This window comes from Mesorhizobium sp. CNPSo 4688, assembly GCF_057784295.1.
The window spans coordinates 168,512-188,654 of sequence record NZ_JBWLUY010000006.1; the positions used below are offsets into that span (position 1 = coordinate 168,512).

Consider the following 20,143-nt stretch of genomic DNA (forward strand, 5'->3'; position numbering starts at 1 on the left):
GGAAGTGACGGGGCGCCCTCGAAAGGACGCCCCGGTATCGCTGGCTACTTCTGGATGCAGGTGTCGACTGTATCCTTGGTGCATTCGTCGAGGCCGGTGAACACCGGATCGTCGACCTTCTTGCCTTCGATCAGGTCGATCATCACCGACGGCGCCTTGTAGCCCATTTCGAACGGCCGCTGGCCAACCAGTGCGGTGACGAGGCCGTCCTTGGCGATCGCCACTTCGTCGCCGATCGTGTCGGCGGCGCCGATGACGAAATCATTGCTGGCGATGCGGTCCTTGAGCGGCCCGAACAGGTCGCGATAGGGCTGCGGGGCGCCGAACAGCGGCCAGCCGCCCATGATGCCGAACGCATCCAGCTTCGGGTTGGCGGCGAGGATGTCGGTCATCGCCTGCACGCCCTTGGCGCCATCGTCATTGGTGAACACCGGGCAGCCGGCGACTTCAGTCCAGCCGCCTTCGCCGGCCAGTGCCGCCAGGCCTTCCTTGCCCGACAACGCGTCGCGCATGCCTTGCGCGCGGCGCAAAATGTTGTCGGCCGCAGGATTGCCTTCGATGGTGCAGATCGTGCCGCCGTTCGGCTTGCCCTTCTTGATGTACTCACCGATCTTCTTGCCCATCAGGTAGTTGTCGGTGCCGAGATAGGTCTTGCGAAGTGCTGCATCTTCCTTGGCCAGGTCGGCGTCGACGGTCATGATCGGGATCGTCGGATTGGCGGTCTTGATCGTCTGCGCGATCAGCGGCGCGTTGGACGGCGAAATCGCCATCGCCACCGTGTCGGCCTTGCTCAGCATGTCCTGCACGATCTGCGCCTCGCCGGCCTCGTCGGAAGTCGAGGCCGGGCCGGTGTAGAAGCACTCATACTCCGAGCTGGCGTTTTCCTTGTTCCACTTCTCGCAGCCCTGGTGGATTGCCTCGAAGAACGGATTGTCGAGACCTTTCACCACGATGACGAGCTGCTTCTTGGCCAAAGCCGGCCCGGCGCCCAGCGCCATCGCGGCGACGGCGGCGAGCAAAACTGTTTTCCTCATATCAGTCCTCCCTTGGAAACAGACGGACACGGCGTGCCCGCCACACAAACCAACCCGGATGCGGTGACAGAGGATCGTTATGCGAACGCTCGTGTCGGCAGGCCAGGTCGATAAGCATTTTCATTTCGGTCAGCCGGATTCGAAAAGGCCGGCAAGCACCGATGCGTTCCCTGCTGATCCCATAGGCAAACCGGATGGGGCCGGCAGGTTACTCCTCCGCCATCCAGCTAATATCGGCTTGTGGCCAACGTCAATGGTATTTGTCCTACAAAACGGATTTTTAGATTCCGCCTGCCGATTGACGCCCGTGCAGTCATTTGCGTAAATGGAATTCAACATCGCTGTCCCGGGAGGAGCTGGGTAAGCGTGGGCCGCGGGCGGAACCGATGGCCAAAGCACGGGGAGGCAAGAAGGCTGGTGGCGGTTCTCGAACTCACCAACATCTCGAAACATTTCGGCGCCATCCAGGCGGTCAACGACGTCTCGTTGTCCATCGAGCCGGGACAGGTCGTCGGCCTGATGGGCGACAACGGCGCCGGCAAGTCGACACTGGTCAAGATGATCGCCGGCAATTTCCGCCCGAGCCACGGCTCGATGCAGATGGATGGCAAGGAGCTGATCCTGCATAAGCCGGTGGAGGCGCGCCAGCACGGCATCGAGATCGTCCACCAGGATCTGGCGCTGTGCAACAATCTGACCGCTGCCGCAAACGTCTATCTCGGCCGCGAATTGCGCCGGGGCGTCGGCCCGTTCCGCATCCTCGATTATGCCGCCATGTACAAGCGCGCCGGGCAGATTTTTGCCGAACTGAAATCGGAGACGCGGCCGCGCGACCTGGTCAAGCAGATGTCGGGCGGCCAGCGCCAGGCGGTGGCCATCGCCCGCACCATGTTGTCGCAGGCCAAGATCGTGCTGATGGATGAGCCGACGGCGGCGATTTCGGTCCGCCAGGTCGCCGAAGTGCTGAACCTGATCCGCCATCTGCGCGACCAGGGCATCGCTGTGGTGCTGATCAGCCACCGCATGCCCGACGTCTTCGACGTCGCCGACCGCGTCATCGTCATGCGGCGCGGCAGGAAAGTCGCCGACAAGAGGATCGCATCCAGTTCGCCCGAGGAAGTCACCGGGCTGATCACCGGCGCCATCGAACAGGTCTGATTAGGGGATAAAGGTCGACAATGGCAGTCACGCTTGACCAGACGATCGCGCAGAAACAGCACAGCTTTTTCTCGCGCATATTCGCCAGCCAGACCTTCTGGGTGGTGATTGCCGTCATCCTCGCCTGCATTTTCCTGTCGTTTGCCACCGACGCCTTCGCCACCCAGAAAAACCTCTACAACATCACCCGCAACATCACTTTCGTCGCCATCATCGCGCTCGGCATGACCTTCGTCATCATCACCGGCGGCATCGACCTGTCGGTCGGCTCGGTGCTGTGCCTGTCGTCGATGGTGCTGGCCGTGACCATGCATGCAGGCTACTCGATCGAGGTCGGCATCCTGGCCTCGATCGCCACCGCGCTGGCCATCGGCGCCTTCAACGGCATATTGATCGCCTATCTCGGCTTTCCGCCTTTCGTGGTGACGCTCGGCATGCTGTCGATCGCGCGCAGCCTGGCCATGGTCGCCTCCAACAACACCGTCGTCTTCCAGTTCGGCCCGGACCACGACAAGCTTCTGGCGCTGGGCGGCGGCGCCTGGGTGTTCGGCATCGCCAATCCGGTGCTCTACATGATCCTTTTGGCGCTGATCACCGGCTTCACGCTGCGCTGGACCAAGTTCGGCCGCCACATCTTCGCCATTGGCGGCAATGAGCACGCGGCGACGCTGACTGGCGTTCCCGTCAAGCAGATCAAGGTCGCCGTCTATATGATTTCGGCGCTGGCGGCCGGCATTGCCGGCATCGTCCAGACCGGATGGCTGGGCGCCGTCACCACCAATCTCGGCACCGGCATGGAGCTGCAGGTGATCGCCGCCACCGTCATCGGCGGCGCCAATCTCGCCGGTGGCGTCGGCACCGCCTTCGGCGCCATCGTCGGTGCCGCGCTCATCGAAGTGATCCGCAACAGCCTCGGTCTGCTCGGCATCAATGCCTTCTGGCAAGGCGTGTTCATCGGCGGCGCCATCCTGCTTGCGGTGTTGTTCGACCGCATCCGCAACTTCAGGCGCAATGACTGAAACCTTCGGCTGGAAACCATTGCTTTGACATCGAAATCGCTGTTCGATCTTAGCGGCCGGCTGGCGCTGATCACCGGCTCCGGCCAAGGCATCGGCCTGGCATTGGCGCGCGGCCTTGCCGAGCATGGTGCCAATGTCATGCTCAACGGCCGCGATGCCGGCAAGGTCGCGAACGCAGTGACAGGTTTGCGCGACGCCGGCTTCACGGCGCACGCCTCTGTTTTCGATGTGACCGATTTTCGCGCCGTCGATGCGGATGTCGCCAGGATCGAGGCCGAGATCGGTCCGATCGACATCCTGATCAACAATGCCGGCATCCAGTTTCGCGCCCCGCTCGAGGATTTTCCCGAGGAGCAGTGGGAGCGGCTGTTCAAGACCAATGTCTCCGGCGCCTTCCATGCCGGCAAGGCGGTCGCCCGCAACATGATCGCGCGCGGAAAAGGCAAGATCATCAACATCGGTTCGGTGCAGAGCGAACTCGCCCGGCCCAACATCGCGCCCTATACCGCGACCAAGGGCGCGATCCGCAACCTGACCCGGGGCATGTGCACCGATTGGGCGAAATACGGCTTGCAGATCAACGCCATCGCCCCCGGCTACTTCCGCACCGAAATGAACCAGGCGCTGGTCGACAACCAGGAATTCTCCGCCTGGCTGGAAAAGCGCACGCCCGCCGGCCGCTGGGGCTATGTCGACGAGCTGATCGGCGCCGCCGTGTTCCTGGCGTCGGACGCATCGTCCTTCGTGAACGGCCACACACTCTATGTCGACGGCGGCATGACGGCTTCGGTTTGATGGTTCTTCCCTTCTCCCTTGTGGGAGAAGGCAAAACCCTATCGCTCAGTCTGAAAATCCGCTGCCGCGCATGGCAGCACACGGCTGCTTTCGCCCTGCGCCTTGACGGGAGCCCGAACTCAGCCGCACAATCCCAATGCAGGCGAAGGGAGGCCAGTCGTCTGCGGGAGGATATACCCATGACGGACGCGATCAGGCTCTATTGGGGCCGGTTCGGACATGTTTCTGTCCTGAATGTCGCCAGCGACTTCGTCACCCATGCTCATGTCGAGGCCCACATCATCATCTGGCTGGAAGGCACGGCCGGCGAGATGACCATCGGCCGCGAGACGGTGCGGCTGGGTCCAGGCACCGCCGCCGGCATCAACTCCTTTCAGCCGCACAGCCATGTCCTGTCGCAAAACGGCAGGCCGGGCCTGTTCCTGGCCTTCTACATCGACCCGGACTGGGCGCGCCGGCGCCGCGACCTGCCTTCGTCAGCGCCGCTGTTCGCGCAGGCCGCGATCACGCTCGAACCCTGGCTGCACCAGGCCGCCGCCAATCTGCTCGATCATCTGAGCGACAATGAAAGCATCGACGACGTCGCCAATTACGAGATCGAGCGCTTCATCGATTCCGTGCTCGACGCCGCCGATGCCTCGGCGCCGCAGGAGGCACGCATCCGCATCAACACCATGCAGGATTTCCGCGTCCGCAAGGCAATCCAGCTGATGAAGGCCAATGTCTGCGAACGTATTTCGTTCGACGATGTCGCCCGCAGCGTCGGCCTGTCGCGGCCGCATTTCTTCGCTTTGTTCAAGGAACAGACCAATCTGACGCCCAATGTCTACTGGAACACGCTGCGCATGGAGGAAGCCGTGCGGCAATTGCAGTGGTCGCAGGAGCCGCTGATCGCGGTCGCCTGCAATCTCGGCTTCACCACCCAGGGCAATTTCTCGCGCTTCTTCCGCGACCATGTCGGCGTGCCGCCGACGCTTTACCGCGAGGCGGCGCGGGCCATGGCCTGAGCGAAACGGCTGTTTTTCAGACTCCTTGATACGGACGCGAGACGCATTGATAAGCGCCGCGCCAGCTGCCGCCCTACCCTCGCCACATGTTGGATTTGTAGGGGAAGAGCATATGGTTGATGTCACCATCTCCAGCGTCATCGACGCGCCGGTCGAAAAGGTCTGGGCGCGCATACGCGACTTCAACGGCCTCCCGGGCTGGCACCCACGCATGGTCGAAAGCCATATAGAGGACGGCAAGGACGCCGGCACCATCGGCTGCGTGCGCAATTTCGAGCTCGCCAGCGGCGCCCGCATTCGTGAAAAGCTGCTCGATTTCTCCGACGAGAATTTCCGCGTCAGCTATTCCATCCTCGAAACGCCGCAGCCGCTGACCAACCACACGGCGACGCTGCAATTGCGCCGGGTGACCGACGGCGACCGCACCTATGCCGAATGGACAGCGAGCTTCGACGCCGCGCCCGAAGAGGCCGACAAGATTGCCGCCGGCATGGGCGCCAATGTCTTCCAGGGCGGCTTCAATGCGCTGAAAAGCCATTTCGCCGGCCAAAGCTGAACCGGGGAGCCTGCCATGGCACTTGCCCTCCAGACTTTTTCGACCGTTCGGGATGCCAATGCGGCGCTAAAAGCTGCCGGCACCCGTTATCTCGGCGGCGGCACGCTGGTCGTACGCGCCGCCAATGAAGGCGACATTTCGGTCTCCAGTCTTGTTCGCTCGACCGATCCGGCGCTTTCGGCCATCGAGGTCACGGACGGCAAGGCCCGCATCGGCGCGTCGGTGACGATGGCGGCCGTCGCCCGCCATCCCGAGTTAGCCACGCTCACCAAGGCCGCACGCGCCGTCGGCGGCCCGGCGATCCGCAACATGGCGACCGTCGGAGGCAATTTGTTTGCACCCGCGCCCTATGGCGATTTCGCGGTCGCTCTGCTGGCGCTCGATGCGACGGTCGGTACCGATGACGGGGAATTGCCGATTGGGGATTTCTTGGCCATGCGGGACGACAACCACGCCATCGTCACCTCAGTCGGCTTCGCGCTGCCGAAGGCCGAGAGCTTCCGCTTCCTGAAAGTGTCGCGCGTGAAACCCAAGGGCGTCTCGGTGCTGAGCATCGCCGCCGTGCTCGAACAGACCGGCGACGGCGCCATATCCTCGGCGCGGATCGCGCTCGGCTGCATGGCAGACCGGCCGATGCGCGCCAGGGCGGCGGAAAAGGCGCTGATCGGCAAGCGGCTTGACCGGGACGGCATCGCAGCAGCGCTGGCTGCGGCAGGTGAAGGCACTTCGCCGATCACCGATCCGATCGCCAGCGCCTGGTATCGCGCCGAGGTCCTGCCGGTCCATCTTGGTCGTCTGCTGCTTACTTAACCACCGCTAGGGGGGGCGCGCGTCTGTCCGATCAATCGGGCAGGCGCGCTGGGAGGAAAACATGGCAAAGGTTCCGGTTCAGTTCACGCTCAACGGCAGCGAGAAGGCCGAATTCGTCGAGGGCGGCACGACGCTGCTGCATGCACTGCGCGACAAGATCGGCGACACCTCGCCGAAGGGCGGCTGCCATCAGGGCACCTGTGGCGCCTGCTCGGTCATCATCGACGGCGAACTCCGGCTCTCTTGCCTGACCCTGGCCGAAACCTGCAATGGGGCGGCCATCACCACGACATCTGGCCTCGCCGAAGCCGGCGTTTTGCATCCGCTGCAGCGCGCCTTCCTCGACGCCTTCGCCACGCAGTGCGGCTTCTGCACGCCGGGCATGATCATGGCGGCCAAGGTGCTGCTCGACCACACGCCCAACCCCAGCCGCGAGGATGTCGTCGAGGCGCTGTCCGGCAACATCTGCCGCTGCACCGGCTATGAGCCGATCATCCAGGCGGTGCTGACCGCGGCGCGCGCCAATTCGCAGAACGCGGCCTAGAGCCGGATGATTTCAGGTCGAATCGACCTGAAATCTGAATCCGGCTCTAAATCAAAGAGATAGAGCATAATGTCGTCCGAAAACCGCTTCACACTTTTCGGCATCATGCTCTGAGGGGACCAAAAGAATGGAACTGCGCAAGAGCTATTTCGCCGACCAGCGCAAGGACGGCCTGCACGAGATCGGCCAGGGGCGGCCACGGTTGGATTCGCCAGGCCATGTCACCGGCAAGACCGCCTATTTCGCCGACCGCAATTTCCCCGGCATGCTGCACCTGAAGATGGTGCGCAGCCCACACCATCATGCCCGCATCCGCGCGATCGACATTTCCGAAGCCGAAGAGCATCCGGGCGTTGTGAAAATCCTCACCGCCAAGGACGTGCCGCACAATGTCTACACCATCCTGATCCTGATCCAGATCGGGCCGGAGGACGAAACGGTGCTGGCCGACGGCAAGGTGCGCTGGAAGGGCGAGGCCGTGGTGGCGGTGCTGGCCGAGACGGAGCGCGCGGCGCAGGAAGCCGCCGCCAAGGTCAAGGTCGACTACGAGGTGCTACCGGCCGTCTTCGACATGGAGGAAGCGCTGAAACCTGGCGCACCGTTGGTCAACGAATACCACGGTCAGAATTATTATCTCTACGACAGCGGCGAATGCCGCAAGGTGCGTTTCGGCGATGTCGAAGCGGGCTTTGCCGGCGCCGACCACATCCTCGAGCAGAGCTACCAGTCCTCGCCGATCGAGCATGCGCCGACCGAGACCACCGGCTGTATCATCGCGCCCGAGGGCAATGACCGCTTCACCTGCTACACCAACACGCAGGCGATGTTCTTCACCCTCGACAACGCCTCGATCATCCTGCAGATGCCGGGCTCGAAGCTGCATTTCGTCGGCGGCACGGTCGGCGGCGGCTTTGGCGGCAAGGTCGATGTCATCGTCGAGCCGATTGCCATCCTCGGCGCCAAACTAACCGGACGACCGGTCTGTTTCATCTACAGCCGCGAGGAGGAGATGCAAATCTCCTCGCCGCGCGCGGCCGAAAAGGTCGTCATCAAGGACGGCGTGATGAAGGATGGCCGCATCGTCGCGCGCAAAGTCACCGGCTACACCGACGCCGGCGCCTATTCGCGCCACTCGCCCTATGGCGCGCAGAAAGGGGCGGCGCACTATCCCGGCCCCTACACGATCCCCAATGTCTGGATCGACACTTATTGCGTCTACACCAACCGCACGCCGTCGTCGGCCATGCGCGGCTTCGGCGTCACCATCGGCGACTTCGCGCTGGAGGTGCAGATGGACAAGCTGGCGCGGCTGATCGGCATGGACCCGCTCGAATTCCGCTTCATCAACGCCTATCGCGACGGCGACATGAAGGCGCATCGCCAGCCGACAGAAGGCGCCGCACTCATCGAATGCATGCAGGAGGCCTCGCGCGCCGCCAACTGGCCGGTGGCGGAGAAATTCATGGCGATGTCTTCCTATACGAAGGGAGCTTGAGATGGCGATCCGGCGCGGACGCGGCGTCGCCGCGATCAACTACCCCACCGGCATGAATCTCGGCGGCGATCCGACCCAGGCGCTGGTGCATTCGACACCGACCGGCAATTTCATGGTCACGCTATCCTCGGTCGATCTCGGCCAGGGCCTGAAGCAGATCATGGCGCAGATCTGCGCCGAGACCATCGGCGTGCCGACTGACCGCGTCATCATCGACACCGCCGACACCGACACCGGCCCGCACTGCATGGGCACCTTCGCCTCGCGCGGCACGCACCGCGCAGGCAATGCCGTCATCCAGGCGGCCAAGGAAGCCCGCCAGGTGATGCTGGAAGTGGCCGCCGAAGAGCTGGAGGTGAACGCCTCCGACCTCGAGACGGATGGCGAAGGCAACATCCTGGTCAAGGGCGCACCGCAAAAGTCGATTTCGATCTTCGATGTCGCGCTGTCGGCGCATTTCAAGCGCGGCCGCTCCATTTCGGGCCGGGGCATGTTCCTGATCCCGCGCTCCTACCCAGAGAAGGAAACCGGGGCGATGAAGCCGTCGACCTGCTACGCCCATGCCTGCACGGTGGCCGAAGTCGAGGTCGACGACGAGACCGGTGAGGTGACGGTGCTGACGGTGAAGAACATTTTCGAGATCGGCCGTGCGCTGAACCCGAAAATGGTCGAGCAGCAGTTGGTCGGCGGCTCCTGGATGGGCATCAGCCATGCCCTCTACGAGACGACCGAGCCCTATTATCCCAACCGCGACCATGGCGGCACCGACTTCAACCAGTATCTGATGCCGGGGCCCGGCGACCTCGCCGAGACCGAGATCATCGTGCTGGAGCGACCGTCCGCCGACGGGCCCTATGGCGCCAAAGGACCGGGCGAGATGTGCGCCAACCCGCAGATACCGGCGGTGGCCAATGCCGTCTTCGACGCCGTCGGCGTGCGCATCGACACGCTGCCGATCACGCCGGAGCGCATCCTGCGGGCGCTCAAGGCGCAGGCGGCGAGCTGAGGACTGGAAATGCCGGAGGTGACTGCCGAGACTGTCGCGACCTCACCGGAGGCGGTGGCGCAGCATCTCGCCGCCTCGCGCTATCTCGCCGACGACAGCCTGGCGACCGCCATCTTCCTCGCCATTCGGCTCCGCAAGCCGCTACTGCTCGAAGGCGCGCCGGGTGTCGGCAAGACGGAAGCCGCCAAGGCCATCGCCGAACTGCTCGGACGCGATTTGGTGCGGCTGCAATGCTATGAAGGCATTGATGCCGCGCATGCGCTCTACGAATGGAACTACCAGCGCCAGCTGCTCGCCATCCGCCATGCCGGCGAGCACGAAATTGACATCTATGACGACCGTTTTTTGATCGCCCGGCCGCTGCTGCAAGTGCTGCGGGCGCCCGAGCAGCTTGTGCTGCTGGTCGACGAGATCGACCGCTCGGACCATGAGTTCGAAGCGCTGCTTCTGGAATTTCTCTCCGACTTCCAGATCAGCATTCCCGAACGCGGCACCATTCGCGCCGAGGCGCAGCCGGTCGTCATCCTGACCTCCAACCGCACCCGGGAGCTGGCGGAAGCGCTGCGCCGCCGCTGCGTCTATCATTGGATCGGCTACCCCGATGCAAAGCGAGAAGCCGAGATCATCATGCTACGCGCCGGCGGTGTCGCCGAGGCCACCGCGCGTGCGGTCGCCCATGCCGTGCAGGAGATCCGCGGCCGCCCGCTCGCCAAGCCGCCGGGCATCTCCGAGGCCGTAGAGTGGGCCAACGCCGCAACTATCCTCGAAAAGGGCGGCAGTCCATGGCCACAAGCCTTCCGCCGCGCCATCGGCGTGCTGATCAAGGACGAGGAGGATCTATCCTCTATCGCACCGGAGCTTGGCCGGATTGTCGAGGAGGCACTGGCGTGAGCCGGGACCTCAACGACCCCTTCGCCCCGTTCACGGGGAGAAGGTGCCCCGAAGGGGCGGATGAGGGGCGGCGCCATGGTGGGCAGAAGGTGGCGCTGCCCCTCACCTGCCTGCCGGCATCCTCTCCCCGTAAACGGGGCGAGGAGAGCTTGCCCCGCGCCGCCGAACCCTTGCTCGGCTTCGCTCAGCTGCTGCGCCACCACGCCTTTCCCATCGCACCCGAGCAAGTCTCCAGCTTCATGCAGGCCGTTACCCTGCTCGGCCCGCGCTCCATGGCCGACATCCACGAGGCGGCGCTCGCAACGCTCGCGCCCTCACCCGACCGCCGCGGCGAATTCGACGCGCATTTCCGCAGTCATTTTTATGGCGACGCCAGCCCCTCGATCGAAGGCGAAGAGGACGAGGAAACCCGCATCAAGGACGATCACGGCACGCGCGAGGAAAAGAACCAGACCGCGCGCCAAGAGAAAGGTGGCGAATTGTCGTCGGCGATCGAACAGCTGAGCAGCCGCGACTTCCAGCGCGACGATGATGGCCTTGGCCCCTTTTGCCGCAAGCTCGCTTCCGCGCTGCCCGCGCGCCGCTCCTTCCGCACCGTGCGCACCCGTTCGCGCGGCACGCTCGACCTGCGCCGTTCGCTCAGCGAAATCGTCAGCGCCGATGGCGACATCCCCTCGCCGCTGTTGCGCCGCCGCCAGACCATGCCGCGCAAGCTGCTGCTCTTGATCGATATCTCCGGCTCGATGAAGCTGCATACTGCCGACTATCTCAAACTGGCGCATGCGACCGTGCAAGGCGCCGACCGTGCCGAGATCTTCACCTTCGGCACGCGGCTCACCCGCATCACCTCGGCACTGCGCATCCGTGATCGTGACCAGGCGCTGGCGCGCGCCGCTGCACTGGTCGACGACTGGGATGGCGGCACCCGCATGGGACCGACGCTGCTCGCCTTTCTCTCGGTGCCGCGCTTCTCGGCCTTCGCGCGCGGTGCTGCAGTCGTCATCCTGTCGGATGCGCTGGAACGCGGCGACCATGCCGATCTCGAAACCGCGATACGCCGCCTGAGCGCCAGCGCCTTCCGGCTTTCGCTGGCAACACCTTTGGCCGGCGATCCGCGCTTCCAGCCCGCTACAGCGGCGCTGCGCGCTATCCTGCCTGACCTCGACGATCTCATCGACGGCTCGTCGCTGAACAGCCTCACCGATTTCATCCTGTCGCTCGCCCACCCTGCCCCGGCGGCATCGACAATCTGGAAAAGGGTTTCGTGATGCAGAGAGCCATCGACGCGCATTTCCACATCTGGCGCCAGAAGGATCAGCCCTGGCTGGTCGGACCGATGGTGCCGCGCATTTTCGGCCCCTATGAGCCGATCCGCCGCGACTATCCGATCACGGAATTCCTCGAAGACCAGAAGGGCGCCGGCGTCGAGAAAGCCGTCTATGTCCAGACCAACTGGGCCAAGGAGGATTTCGAGAAGGAAGTCGCCTTCCTGCAGAAGACCGCTGATGAAACCGGCTGGCCGCACGCCATCGTCGGCTATACCGACATGACGGTCGACGATGTCAGACCGCGGATTGATCGGTTGAAAAAGTATCCGCTGCTGCGCGGCGTGCGCATGCAGCTGCACTGGCATGAGACGCCGGCCTTCCGCTTCGCCGCCTCGGCCGACCAGGTCATCGACCCCAAGATCCGCGCCAATGTCGCGCGGCTGAAGGATTATGGTCTGTCCTTCGACCTCCAGCTTTTCCCCGCCCAGATGAAGGACGGGCTGACGCTGGTCGGCGAGAACCCGCAGACCAATTTCATCCTCACCCATGCCGGTATGCTGACCAGCATGGAGCCGGAGACGACCGAGGCCTGGAAGGCTGGCCTGCGCACGCTCTCCGCCGCGCCCAACTTCTATGCCAAACTGTCCGGACTCGGCACCTTCGTGCACCGCAACGACCCGGATCTGATCGCCTACATCGTCAACAATGCGATCGACATTCTGGGTAGCGACCACCTGATGTTCGGCTCGAACTTCCCGATCGAGAAACTGTGGACCAGCCACGCCGAGCTGATCCAGGCGCACCGCGCGGCAGTGGCGAAGCACGGGGCGGCGGCTGAGGGGGATATTTTCTGGAACACGGCCGAGAAGGTTTATCGGCCGGTATAGCGCGGCGCTGCCCTTGCCTTCCCCCCTTGTGGGGGAAGGTGGATCGGCGCGCAGCGCCGAGACGGATGAGGGGTGTTCCAGCGGAGTGAAACGTTGGCGTTCCCTGGAGCACCCCTCATCCGTCGCCTTCGGCGACACCTTCTCCCACAGGGGGAGAAGGTGAAGAGCCTACTTCACCTCAAACTCCGGATCGACCGGAATCTGCATCGCCGTCACCAGATGGTTGGTCTGCCCGGCAAGCCCGATGATCGACACCAGCTCCCCGTGCTGCGCATCGGTCATGCCCTTGGCGCGAGCGGCGGCCGTATGCGAATGGACGCAGTAGGAGCAGCCATTGGCGGTCGAGACTGCGATGTAGATCATCTCCTTGGTCAGCGGATCGATGGCGCTCTCCGTGGCCATCACCACCTTCACCTGTTCCCAGGTCCGTTTCAGCAAGGGTGGATCATTGGCCAGCCCGCGCCAGAAATTGTTGACGAAATCCGATTTGCGCGTCGCCCGGATCTCGTCGAACACTGCCTTCACCGCGGGGATCTTCTCCACCTCGGCATCGCTGAGAAGTCTTGTGGCGGCCATGACGTTTCCTTTCGTTTGGATCATTCTGCAAGCTGGGGGTGAATCAAGGCGTGAGCAAACACGGCTAATCCCTTTGCCACACTTTGATTTTTGGGCTGAACGTCAACCCTGCGTCGCGTGACCCGAAACCTCGGCGCCCGCACCGGGCGGCAGCACGAGGAACCGCAACGCCGCCACCAGCCCGATGGCGCCGATCACAACAAAGGCGATGCGAAAATCGATGAGGTCCAGCGCCGGCTGCGCCCTGACGATCTGCGACAGGTTGAGGATCGCCGCCGCCACCGCGACGCCGAACAGCATCGCTATCTGCTGCAGCATCGATGACAGCGTCGCCGCCGAACTGCGCTGCGTCGCGTCGATGTCGGCGAAGGCCAGCGTGTTCAGCGCGGTAAACTGCATCGAGCGCGACAGGCCGGCGACCAGCATCAACGCCACCACCAGCGCCTGCGGCGTCTCAGGCGAGATCGCCGCGCAGGCCATGATCGAGGCCGACGCGATGATGCCGTTGACGACCATCACCGTGCGAAAACCGAAACGCCGCAGCATCGGCGTCGTCACCGTCTTCATGCCGAGATTGCCGAGGAAATAGGCCAGGATCATCAGGCCGGCATCGACCGGCGAAAGGCCGAAACCAACCTGGAACAGCAATGGCAGCAGGAACGGCGTGGCGTTGATCGCCACACGGAAGATCGTGCCGGCGGCAAGCGTCGAGATGGCGAAGGTCAGTACCTTGAACGCACTGAGATCGAGCAGCGGATGCGGTGCGCGCCTGAGATGCCGCGCCGCCAGCCAGCCGATGAAGATGCCCGCCGCGATCAGCAACACCGTCGGCAAGGCGCCGTCTTCGGGATGCGCAATGCGTTCAAGGCCATAGAGCAGGAGCGCAAGCCCCAGCGACGTCAGGAAAAACCCCGGCCAATCCAAAGGCTTGGGATCGGCCTCGCGGTCGCCGGGAATGAAGCGGGCGACCAGCGCCAGTCCGATCAACCCAAGCGGGATGTTGATGAAGAAATTCCAGTGCCAGGAGAGATAGGTGGTGATGAAGCCGCCGAGCACCGGCCCGACAACGGGCGCGAACAGCGCCGGCCAGGTGATCAGCGCCGTGGCGTTGAGCAGCTCCGACTTCGGCGCATTGCGTAGCACGAGAATACGCCCGACCGGCGTCATCAGCGCGCTGCCCAGGCCCTGCACGACGCGGGCAGCGACGAATTGAGGGAGACTTTGCGAGAAGCCGCAGACGAGCGAGGCCAGCGTGAACAGCACGATCGCCAGCAGGAAGATGTTGCGCGCCCCGAAGCGGTCGGCAAGCCAGCCCGACAGCGGTACGAACACCGCCATGGTCAGCATATAGACGGTGATGCCGATGCTCATCGCCACCGCCGGCACGCCGAAGGATTGGCCCATCTGCGGCAGCGAGGTCGAGATGATCGTCGAATCCAGCAGCTGCATGAAAAACGCGATGGCGACGATCAGCGCCACGCGCCGCGCATTGCTGGCGGTCTCAGTGGAGGCTTCGGTGTCGGGAACGGCAGTCATGACGAACCGCGTTGAACAGCATATGGCTGGCCCAGTCCAGAGCCTAGCCAACAAACTTCCGTGTCGGCGCGCGGCCTGTTATGGATTAGCGCCTTAGCGGCAAGGAACCTGCATGAAGCCGATCTATATCGACTACCTCAATGCCCTCGATATCGAAGCCCTTGAGATGACCGACGGCGAAATCATCGCCGCCGTCGAGGCCGGACTGGTCGCGCAAGGCAATGGCCAGACGGTGATCGAGCCGCGCGTCCATCTCGAGCCTGATCCCTCCTTCCACGGCCATTTCAACGTGCTGCGCGGCTACGTCGCGCCGCTCGATGCGGCCGGCGTGAAAATCGTCGGCGACTATGTCGACAATTATCTGCACGGCCTGCCCTCGGAATTCGGCATTTTGAACCTGTTCGATCCGCGCACCGGCACGCCGCGCGCCATCCTCGACGCCACCGTCATCACCGACATGCGCACCGGCGCCGTCACCGCCATCGGCGCCAAGCATCTGGCGCGCAAGAACTCGAAGGTGCTTGCCCATATCGGCGCGCGCGGCACCGCCTACTGGAATGTGCGCCTGCTCGATCATCTCTTCGATTTCGACGAGATCCGCGTCCATTCGCGCCGGCCGGAAAGCCGCGACGGCTTTGCGGCCAAACTTTCAGCCGATCTCGGCAAGAAGGTCACCGCGGTCGCTGACTGGGAGAGCTGCGTGAAAGGCGCCGACATCGTCGTCGAGGCCTCGCGGCTTTCGGAGCCGCAGCCGCTGCTCAAGACCGAGTGGATCAAGCCCGGCGCTTTCGTCGTGCCCTATGGTACGATGAGCGCGGTGGAGCTGTCGCTGACCGACATCATGCAGAAAATGGTCGTCGACGATTGGGGCCAGTGCAAGGGCGGCAAGTTCGGTTCGCTGCGCGCCCATGTCGAGACCGGGCGGCTGAGCGAAAAGACGCTGCATGCCGAACTCGGCCAGATCGCTGCCGGCCTGAAAGCCGGGCGCGAAAGCGACGACGAGACGATCCTGTTCTGGCATCGCGGCCTGTCGCTGTCCGACATTGCGCTGGGCAAGGCAATGCTGGCCAAGGCCGCAGACAAGGGCATTGGCCAGAGGCTGCGCTTCGCATGAGCGCGCTCGTCCTCAGCGGCGCCGGCATCAGCGTCGAGGATGTCGCGGCCGTCGCCCGTGGCGGCCGCAAGGTCGAGGTCGGGCCTGCGGTCATCGAGAGGCTCGACAAAGCTCGCAAAGTGCTTGACCAGGCCGCCGCGTCCGGCCAGCAGATTTACGGCCTCAACACCGGGCTCGGCGCCAATCTCGGCACCACGGTCGAAGGCGATGCCAGTGCCTTCCAGCGCCAGCTGCTGGAAGGCCGCAGCGGCGCTGTCGGCGAGCCGCTGCCGCAAGAGGCGGTGCGGGCGACCATGCTGGCGCGTGCCGCGATGTTCTCGGTTGGCGGTTCGGGTATTTCGCCGGCTGTTTTGACCGCCCTTGTCGACGCGCTCAATGCGGGCGTTCATCCTGTGATGCCGTCTCTAGGTTCAATCGGCGCCGGCGACCTGCTGCTGATGACCGCGATAGCCCGCACGCTGATTGCGGAGGGCGAGGCTGACTACCAAGGCCGGCGCATGCCTTCCGCAAAGGCGTTGATGATGGCGCGGCTGGCGCCGGTCAGCCTGGCGCCCAAAGACGGACTGTCGTTGATCAATGCTTCGGCGGTCTCGACGGGCGCCGGCGCGCTGGCGCTCGCTGATGCCCTCTCAGCCTTTGAACAACAGCAGCAAGCCGGCGCACTGACGATGGAGGCACTTGGCGCCAACCGCACCATTCTCGATCCGCGCCTGCATCTGGCGCGTCCGGCGGCCTGCCAGCAGCTTGCGGCAAAGGAGCTACGTGATCTGCTCGCCCGCGACGAGCAACCGCCGCCCACCACCTTGCAGGATCCGCTTTCGGTCCGCTGCATGCCGTCGATACACGGCGCGCTGATCCAGGCGATCGACAATGCAAGGCTTGCGGTAGAAATCGAGCTCAACGCCGCCGCCGACAATCCGCTGGTACTCGGAGAGGACAATCTGGTCTTGTCGACAGGCAATTTCCACACCGCCTCAATGGCACTCGCTTTCGAGACGCTTGGCCTCGCCATCGCGCAGGCCTCAGCCGCAACGGCCGCACGCTTCGTCCAACTCACCGGCTCCGGCCGCAACGGCCTGCCCAAATATTTGTCGCCAATCGGCGGCGCGTCCGCCGGCTTCGTGCCGCTGCAAAAGACAGTCACGGCGATCCTCGCCGCCATCCGCCACAAGGCCAATCCCGTGATGCTCGACTTCCTGCCGGTCTCGGAAGGCGTCGAGGACCATGCGACGCAGACGCTGCTCGCTGTTACGAAATGCGCCGGCATGATCGTCCTGTGGAGACGGTTGATCGCCTTTGAGCTGATGGCGGCAGCACAGGCGGTCGATTTGCGCGAAGGCCTGACGCTGGCGCCGGCGACAGGAGTCATCCATGCGGCGGTGCGCGCGCACGTGGCGAGCCTCAGGGAAGACAGGCCACTCGGCCCGGACGCCGAGCCGCTTTACGCCTCGCTCGCCAACGGTGGTTGGCGGGCGTAACCGCGACCAGGCCAGATCGGCGAGTTCAGGCCTTTTCATCCACCCTTTTCATGAATTGGCTGAGCTCGGCCGGGTCCATGCGCACCACATGCTTGTCTTCCGGATAAGCGCCGCTGTTGACGTCGGCGACATATTCGGAAAACGCCGCCACCCGCTCTGCTTGCAAGCGGTCATATTCGGCTGCGAAATTGCGATAGACCTTGGAATGGCGCGGCATGTGGCCCCGGTTCTGGCCAAGTATGTCGTCGGCGAACAGGTATTGCGCATCGCAGCCGGTGCCCGCTCCCATCGACAGCATGATCAGCGAGGTGCGCTCCGAGATCGCCTTCGCCACCTCGACCGGCACCACTTCGATCTCGGCGCCCAGCGCACCGACGGCCTCATACTGCTTGACCGCCTCGAAGATCTGCATGGCGGTGTCGGCGGTCTTGCCGACCGCCTTGAAGCCGCCGGTCCAGGTCGCGCGCGACGGAATGAGGCCGACATGGCCGATGACGGGGATGGCATCGTCGGCAAGCCGTTTGACGGTGGCGAAGCCGGCGCTGCAATAGACCGCGTCGGCGCCGGCCTTGTAGAGCCGGAAGGCCCAGCGCAGGAAATCGTCCGCCGTGCCGATCTCGTAAAAGTTCTCGCCCGGCATGGTGAACAGGCTGGGCGCGGCATCGCGGTATTGCGGGTTGAGCACCAGCTCCGGCGGCACCGAGACGATGTCTACCCCTGCCCGCTCGGCGGCCTCGGCCTCATCCATGGTCAGCACGCGCAGCATGGTTAGCTGGCGCTTGCCCTTCATAGCGCGTAAATCGGCCACCGTCGGTCTCTTTCGGCTCATCTAATGTCCCTGTTGCTGGAATTGATTTTCCCGATCACCTTACCGGCCACGAGACAGGCCGGATAGCTGGGTTCATAGGCACGACTACTCCGCCGCCGACATATCGACCTCGTGAAACTCACCGCGATAGGGCCGCGCCGTCGGCGGCAATTCGCGCTTGAGGAAATAGTCCTCGTATCGCAGCTGCTTCAAAAGCACCGGCCAGACCTCGCGGTAGGCATGCCACATTGACGGGTTCGCCACCGGCAAATCGTGCTTGATCAACTCGTGCAGCCTCGGCAGCGCGTGATAAGGCACCATCGGGAACATGTGATGTTCGACGTGATAATTCATGTTCCAGTAGATGAAGCGGCTGACCGGGTTCATGTAGACGGTGCGGGTGTTCAGCCGATGGTCGACGACATTGTCGGCCAGCCCGATATGCTGCAGCAGTCCGGTCAGCACCATGTGCCAGCTGCCATAGAGGCGTGGCAGGCCGATCAACACCAACGGCAGCCATGATTTTAGCGCGATCGCGGCGGCAATCGCCGCCGCATAGATGGCCACATGCCAGCGCGCCGCCATGATGGCCTTGCCCTGTTCGCTTTCCGGAATGTAGCTCTTTTCATCGTCAGACAGCTTGCCGAACGCCTGGCGCACCAGGATCGGCAGCGAATAGCGGAAATCGAGAATGCCGGTGAAGGCGAGCGCCGCCTTGATCAGGTTTGGCGGCCGCATGACAGCGATCTCGGCATCGCGCCCGACGATGACGGTATCGGTGTGATGCCGGGCATGGCTCCAGCGCCATTGCACCGGGTTGCGCACCACCATGAAGCTGGCAATCTCGTAGACGACATCGTTCATCCAGCGCGTGCGGAAAGCCGTGCCATGGCCGCATTCATGCCAGCGCGAATCGCTCGACGAACCATAGAGCACGCCATAGACAAGCAGGAATGGCACCACCCACCACGTCCCCCAGAACCAGACGATGCCGGTGGCCGAGCCCAGGATCGCAGCGATCCAGATGATGGTATCGCGGATCGCCGGCCCGTCGGAGCGCTGCATCAGCTCCTTCATCGCCTTGCGCGGCACGTCGGTATGATACCACTCGGCCGAAGCAAGCCCGGTCTCGATGGCCCGGCGGGTGCTCTCGCCGACCAGGCTGTAATCGCGCTTTGTCTTGGCCGCCATCGTCACCTCCCGCCCGGGCCTCAGAGACCGTTGGCGCGGAATTTCCCGTCGAGAAATGTTTTCGCGCGCGGCACGTCGTCCTCGGTCAGATGCTCGATGATAACAGGAATGTTCGGGTGCTTTTCGCTGAGCCGCTTGAGATAAAGATCATAGTTCAGTGAGCCCAAGCCGGGCGCCGGCAATTCGATCTCGCCGACGCCACGGAAGGTCAGCCCCTCATGCGCGTCCGCGTCACCGATATCGGCATGCTTCTCCGTCTTGTCACTGCCGGAGCGCTTCACATCCTTGGCATGCGCGATCCGGATCTTGTCGGTCAGCGTGTCGAACACCTGGTTCAGCACCTGATCCATGCGGTCGATGTTGTGCGCCTCGAAATAGTTGGTCGGATCCATCAAAAGGCCAAGGCCGGGGTGGTCGACCTGCGCGAACATTTTCACCGTCTCCTCGACCGAGCCGACGACATTGTTGACATAGGTTTCGAGCAGGAACACTGCGCCATGGTCATAGGCGGTCTGGGCAAGATCCGAGATCACCTTGCGGCATTCCTCGAACCCCTCCTCGGTCTTGTTCCTGGGGTGATGCACCCAGTCGGATTCTGTGTTGTAGGTGCCGGTCTCGGAGATCACATAGGGCGAGCCGAAGTCGCGCGCGTTGCGGATAATCTCCTTGAGGTAGCCGACGCGCTTCTCGCGCTCGGCTTTATCCGGGTGGATGATGTTGGTGTAGCCCGAGATACAGCAGACCGGCAGATTGTGGTCGCGGAACGTGTCGCGCACCGTCCTTGCTTTGTCTTTCGTGATCTGCCCGGCCGTGAGATCAATATCCCTGAAATGCAAATCGAGCTGCACCGTGTTGAAGCCGAGCGCTCGGATGCGCCGGGCGGACTCCGCGAGCTCATAGGGGAAATAGCCGGTGAAGATCCCTGCCTGCATCATGATGTGAGCTCCTCCCGGTAAGCGATTCAGCCGCC

The 20,143-nt window shown here is 63.7% G+C and carries 20 protein-coding genes; 14 read left to right on the forward strand and 6 right to left on the reverse strand.

Annotation, left to right across the window (positions count from 1 at the left end):
* Positions 1-44: 44 nt before the first annotated feature.
* Positions 45-1,034: a sugar-binding protein gene (locus tag AC04SH_RS12995; RefSeq protein WP_477231626.1), complete on the reverse strand. Its 990-nt coding sequence runs from the start codon at positions 1,032-1,034 to the stop codon at positions 45-47.
* Between the two features lie 417 nt (positions 1,035-1,451).
* On the opposite strand from AC04SH_RS12995, the gene AC04SH_RS13000 reads away from it, so the two are divergent.
* The 12 genes from AC04SH_RS13000 (at position 1,452) to AC04SH_RS13055 (ending at position 12,470) form a co-directional block, all read left to right on the forward strand.
* Complete coding sequence (locus tag AC04SH_RS13000) at positions 1,452-2,192, forward strand: ATP-binding cassette domain-containing protein (protein ID WP_112560281.1); 741 nt, start codon at positions 1,452-1,454, stop codon at positions 2,190-2,192.
* A gap of 20 nt (positions 2,193-2,212) precedes the next feature.
* The gene (locus AC04SH_RS13005) at positions 2,213-3,211 is read left to right on the forward strand and encodes an ABC transporter permease (RefSeq protein ID WP_477231627.1); all 999 of its coding nucleotides are present in this window, start codon (positions 2,213-2,215) and stop codon (positions 3,209-3,211) included.
* Between the two features lie 24 nt (positions 3,212-3,235).
* Positions 3,236-4,006, forward strand: coding sequence for an SDR family oxidoreductase (locus AC04SH_RS13010; RefSeq protein WP_488575311.1), 771 nt, complete (start codon positions 3,236-3,238; stop codon positions 4,004-4,006).
* 179 nt (positions 4,007-4,185) lie between these two features.
* Positions 4,186-5,013: a helix-turn-helix domain-containing protein gene (locus tag AC04SH_RS13015; RefSeq protein ID WP_488575312.1), complete on the forward strand. Its 828-nt coding sequence runs from the start codon at positions 4,186-4,188 to the stop codon at positions 5,011-5,013.
* A gap of 112 nt (positions 5,014-5,125) precedes the next feature.
* The gene (locus tag AC04SH_RS13020; RefSeq protein ID WP_488575313.1) at positions 5,126-5,569 is read left to right on the forward strand and encodes an SRPBCC family protein; all 444 of its coding nucleotides are present in this window, start codon (positions 5,126-5,128) and stop codon (positions 5,567-5,569) included.
* Positions 5,570-5,584: 15 nt separating this feature from the next.
* Positions 5,585-6,379, forward strand: a complete 795-nt coding sequence (locus AC04SH_RS13025; RefSeq protein ID WP_488575314.1) for an FAD binding domain-containing protein — start codon at positions 5,585-5,587, stop codon at positions 6,377-6,379.
* Between the two features lie 61 nt (positions 6,380-6,440).
* Entirely contained in the window at positions 6,441-6,923 is a 483-nt protein-coding gene (locus AC04SH_RS13030; protein ID WP_488575315.1) for a (2Fe-2S)-binding protein, read from the forward strand.
* A 127-nt stretch (positions 6,924-7,050) separates the two neighbouring features.
* Positions 7,051-8,418 (forward strand): xanthine dehydrogenase family protein molybdopterin-binding subunit, encoded by a 1,368-nt coding sequence (locus AC04SH_RS13035; RefSeq protein WP_488575316.1) that lies wholly within the window; start codon positions 7,051-7,053, stop codon positions 8,416-8,418.
* A 1-nt stretch (position 8,419) separates the two neighbouring features.
* Positions 8,420-9,424, forward strand: coding sequence for a xanthine dehydrogenase family protein molybdopterin-binding subunit (locus AC04SH_RS13040; RefSeq protein WP_488575317.1), 1,005 nt, complete (start codon positions 8,420-8,422; stop codon positions 9,422-9,424).
* 9 nt (positions 9,425-9,433) lie between these two features.
* On the forward strand, positions 9,434-10,315 hold the full coding sequence (locus tag AC04SH_RS13045) for an AAA family ATPase (protein ID WP_488575318.1): 882 nt from the start codon (positions 9,434-9,436) through the stop codon (positions 10,313-10,315).
* 149 nt (positions 10,316-10,464) lie between these two features.
* Complete coding sequence (locus AC04SH_RS13050) at positions 10,465-11,583, forward strand: vWA domain-containing protein (RefSeq protein WP_488575470.1); 1,119 nt, start codon at positions 10,465-10,467, stop codon at positions 11,581-11,583.
* A complete protein-coding gene (locus AC04SH_RS13055) occupies positions 11,583-12,470 on the forward strand; it encodes an amidohydrolase family protein (RefSeq protein ID WP_488575471.1) in 888 nt (295 codons plus the stop codon). The genes AC04SH_RS13050 and AC04SH_RS13055 overlap by 1 nt, the downstream gene beginning before the upstream one ends.
* A 168-nt stretch (positions 12,471-12,638) precedes the next feature.
* Here the strand turns inward: AC04SH_RS13055 and AC04SH_RS13060 are convergent, their stop codons facing one another.
* Positions 12,639-13,046: a carboxymuconolactone decarboxylase family protein gene (locus AC04SH_RS13060; RefSeq protein ID WP_488575319.1), complete on the reverse strand. Its 408-nt coding sequence runs from the start codon at positions 13,044-13,046 to the stop codon at positions 12,639-12,641.
* Positions 13,047-13,148: 102 nt separating this feature from the next.
* The gene (locus AC04SH_RS13065) at positions 13,149-14,582 is read right to left on the reverse strand and encodes a DHA2 family efflux MFS transporter permease subunit (RefSeq protein WP_488575320.1); all 1,434 of its coding nucleotides are present in this window, start codon (positions 14,580-14,582) and stop codon (positions 13,149-13,151) included.
* Between the two features lie 112 nt (positions 14,583-14,694).
* Between AC04SH_RS13065 and AC04SH_RS13070 the strand changes: the two genes are divergently transcribed.
* Positions 14,695-15,696, forward strand: coding sequence for an ornithine cyclodeaminase family protein (locus tag AC04SH_RS13070; protein ID WP_477231639.1), 1,002 nt, complete (start codon positions 14,695-14,697; stop codon positions 15,694-15,696).
* Positions 15,693-17,174: an HAL/PAL/TAL family ammonia-lyase gene (locus tag AC04SH_RS13075; protein WP_488575321.1), complete on the forward strand. Its 1,482-nt coding sequence runs from the start codon at positions 15,693-15,695 to the stop codon at positions 17,172-17,174. The genes AC04SH_RS13070 and AC04SH_RS13075 overlap by 4 nt, the downstream gene beginning before the upstream one ends.
* A gap of 25 nt (positions 17,175-17,199) precedes the next feature.
* Here AC04SH_RS13075 and AC04SH_RS13080 read toward each other — a convergent pair whose 3' ends face one another.
* The 3 genes from AC04SH_RS13080 to AC04SH_RS13090 all read right to left on the reverse strand — a co-directional run bounded on the left by AC04SH_RS13080 (position 17,200) and on the right by AC04SH_RS13090 (position 20,108).
* On the reverse strand, positions 17,200-18,003 hold the full coding sequence (locus AC04SH_RS13080) for a 3-methyl-2-oxobutanoate hydroxymethyltransferase (RefSeq protein WP_192259435.1): 804 nt from the start codon (positions 18,001-18,003) through the stop codon (positions 17,200-17,202).
* An 84-nt stretch (positions 18,004-18,087) separates the two neighbouring features.
* On the reverse strand, positions 18,088-19,173 hold the full coding sequence (locus tag AC04SH_RS13085; RefSeq protein ID WP_477231642.1) for a fatty acid desaturase family protein: 1,086 nt from the start codon (positions 19,171-19,173) through the stop codon (positions 18,088-18,090).
* Between the two features lie 20 nt (positions 19,174-19,193).
* Entirely contained in the window at positions 19,194-20,108 is a 915-nt protein-coding gene (locus AC04SH_RS13090; protein ID WP_477231643.1) for a sugar phosphate isomerase/epimerase family protein, read from the reverse strand.
* Positions 20,109-20,143 lie beyond the last annotated feature (35 nt).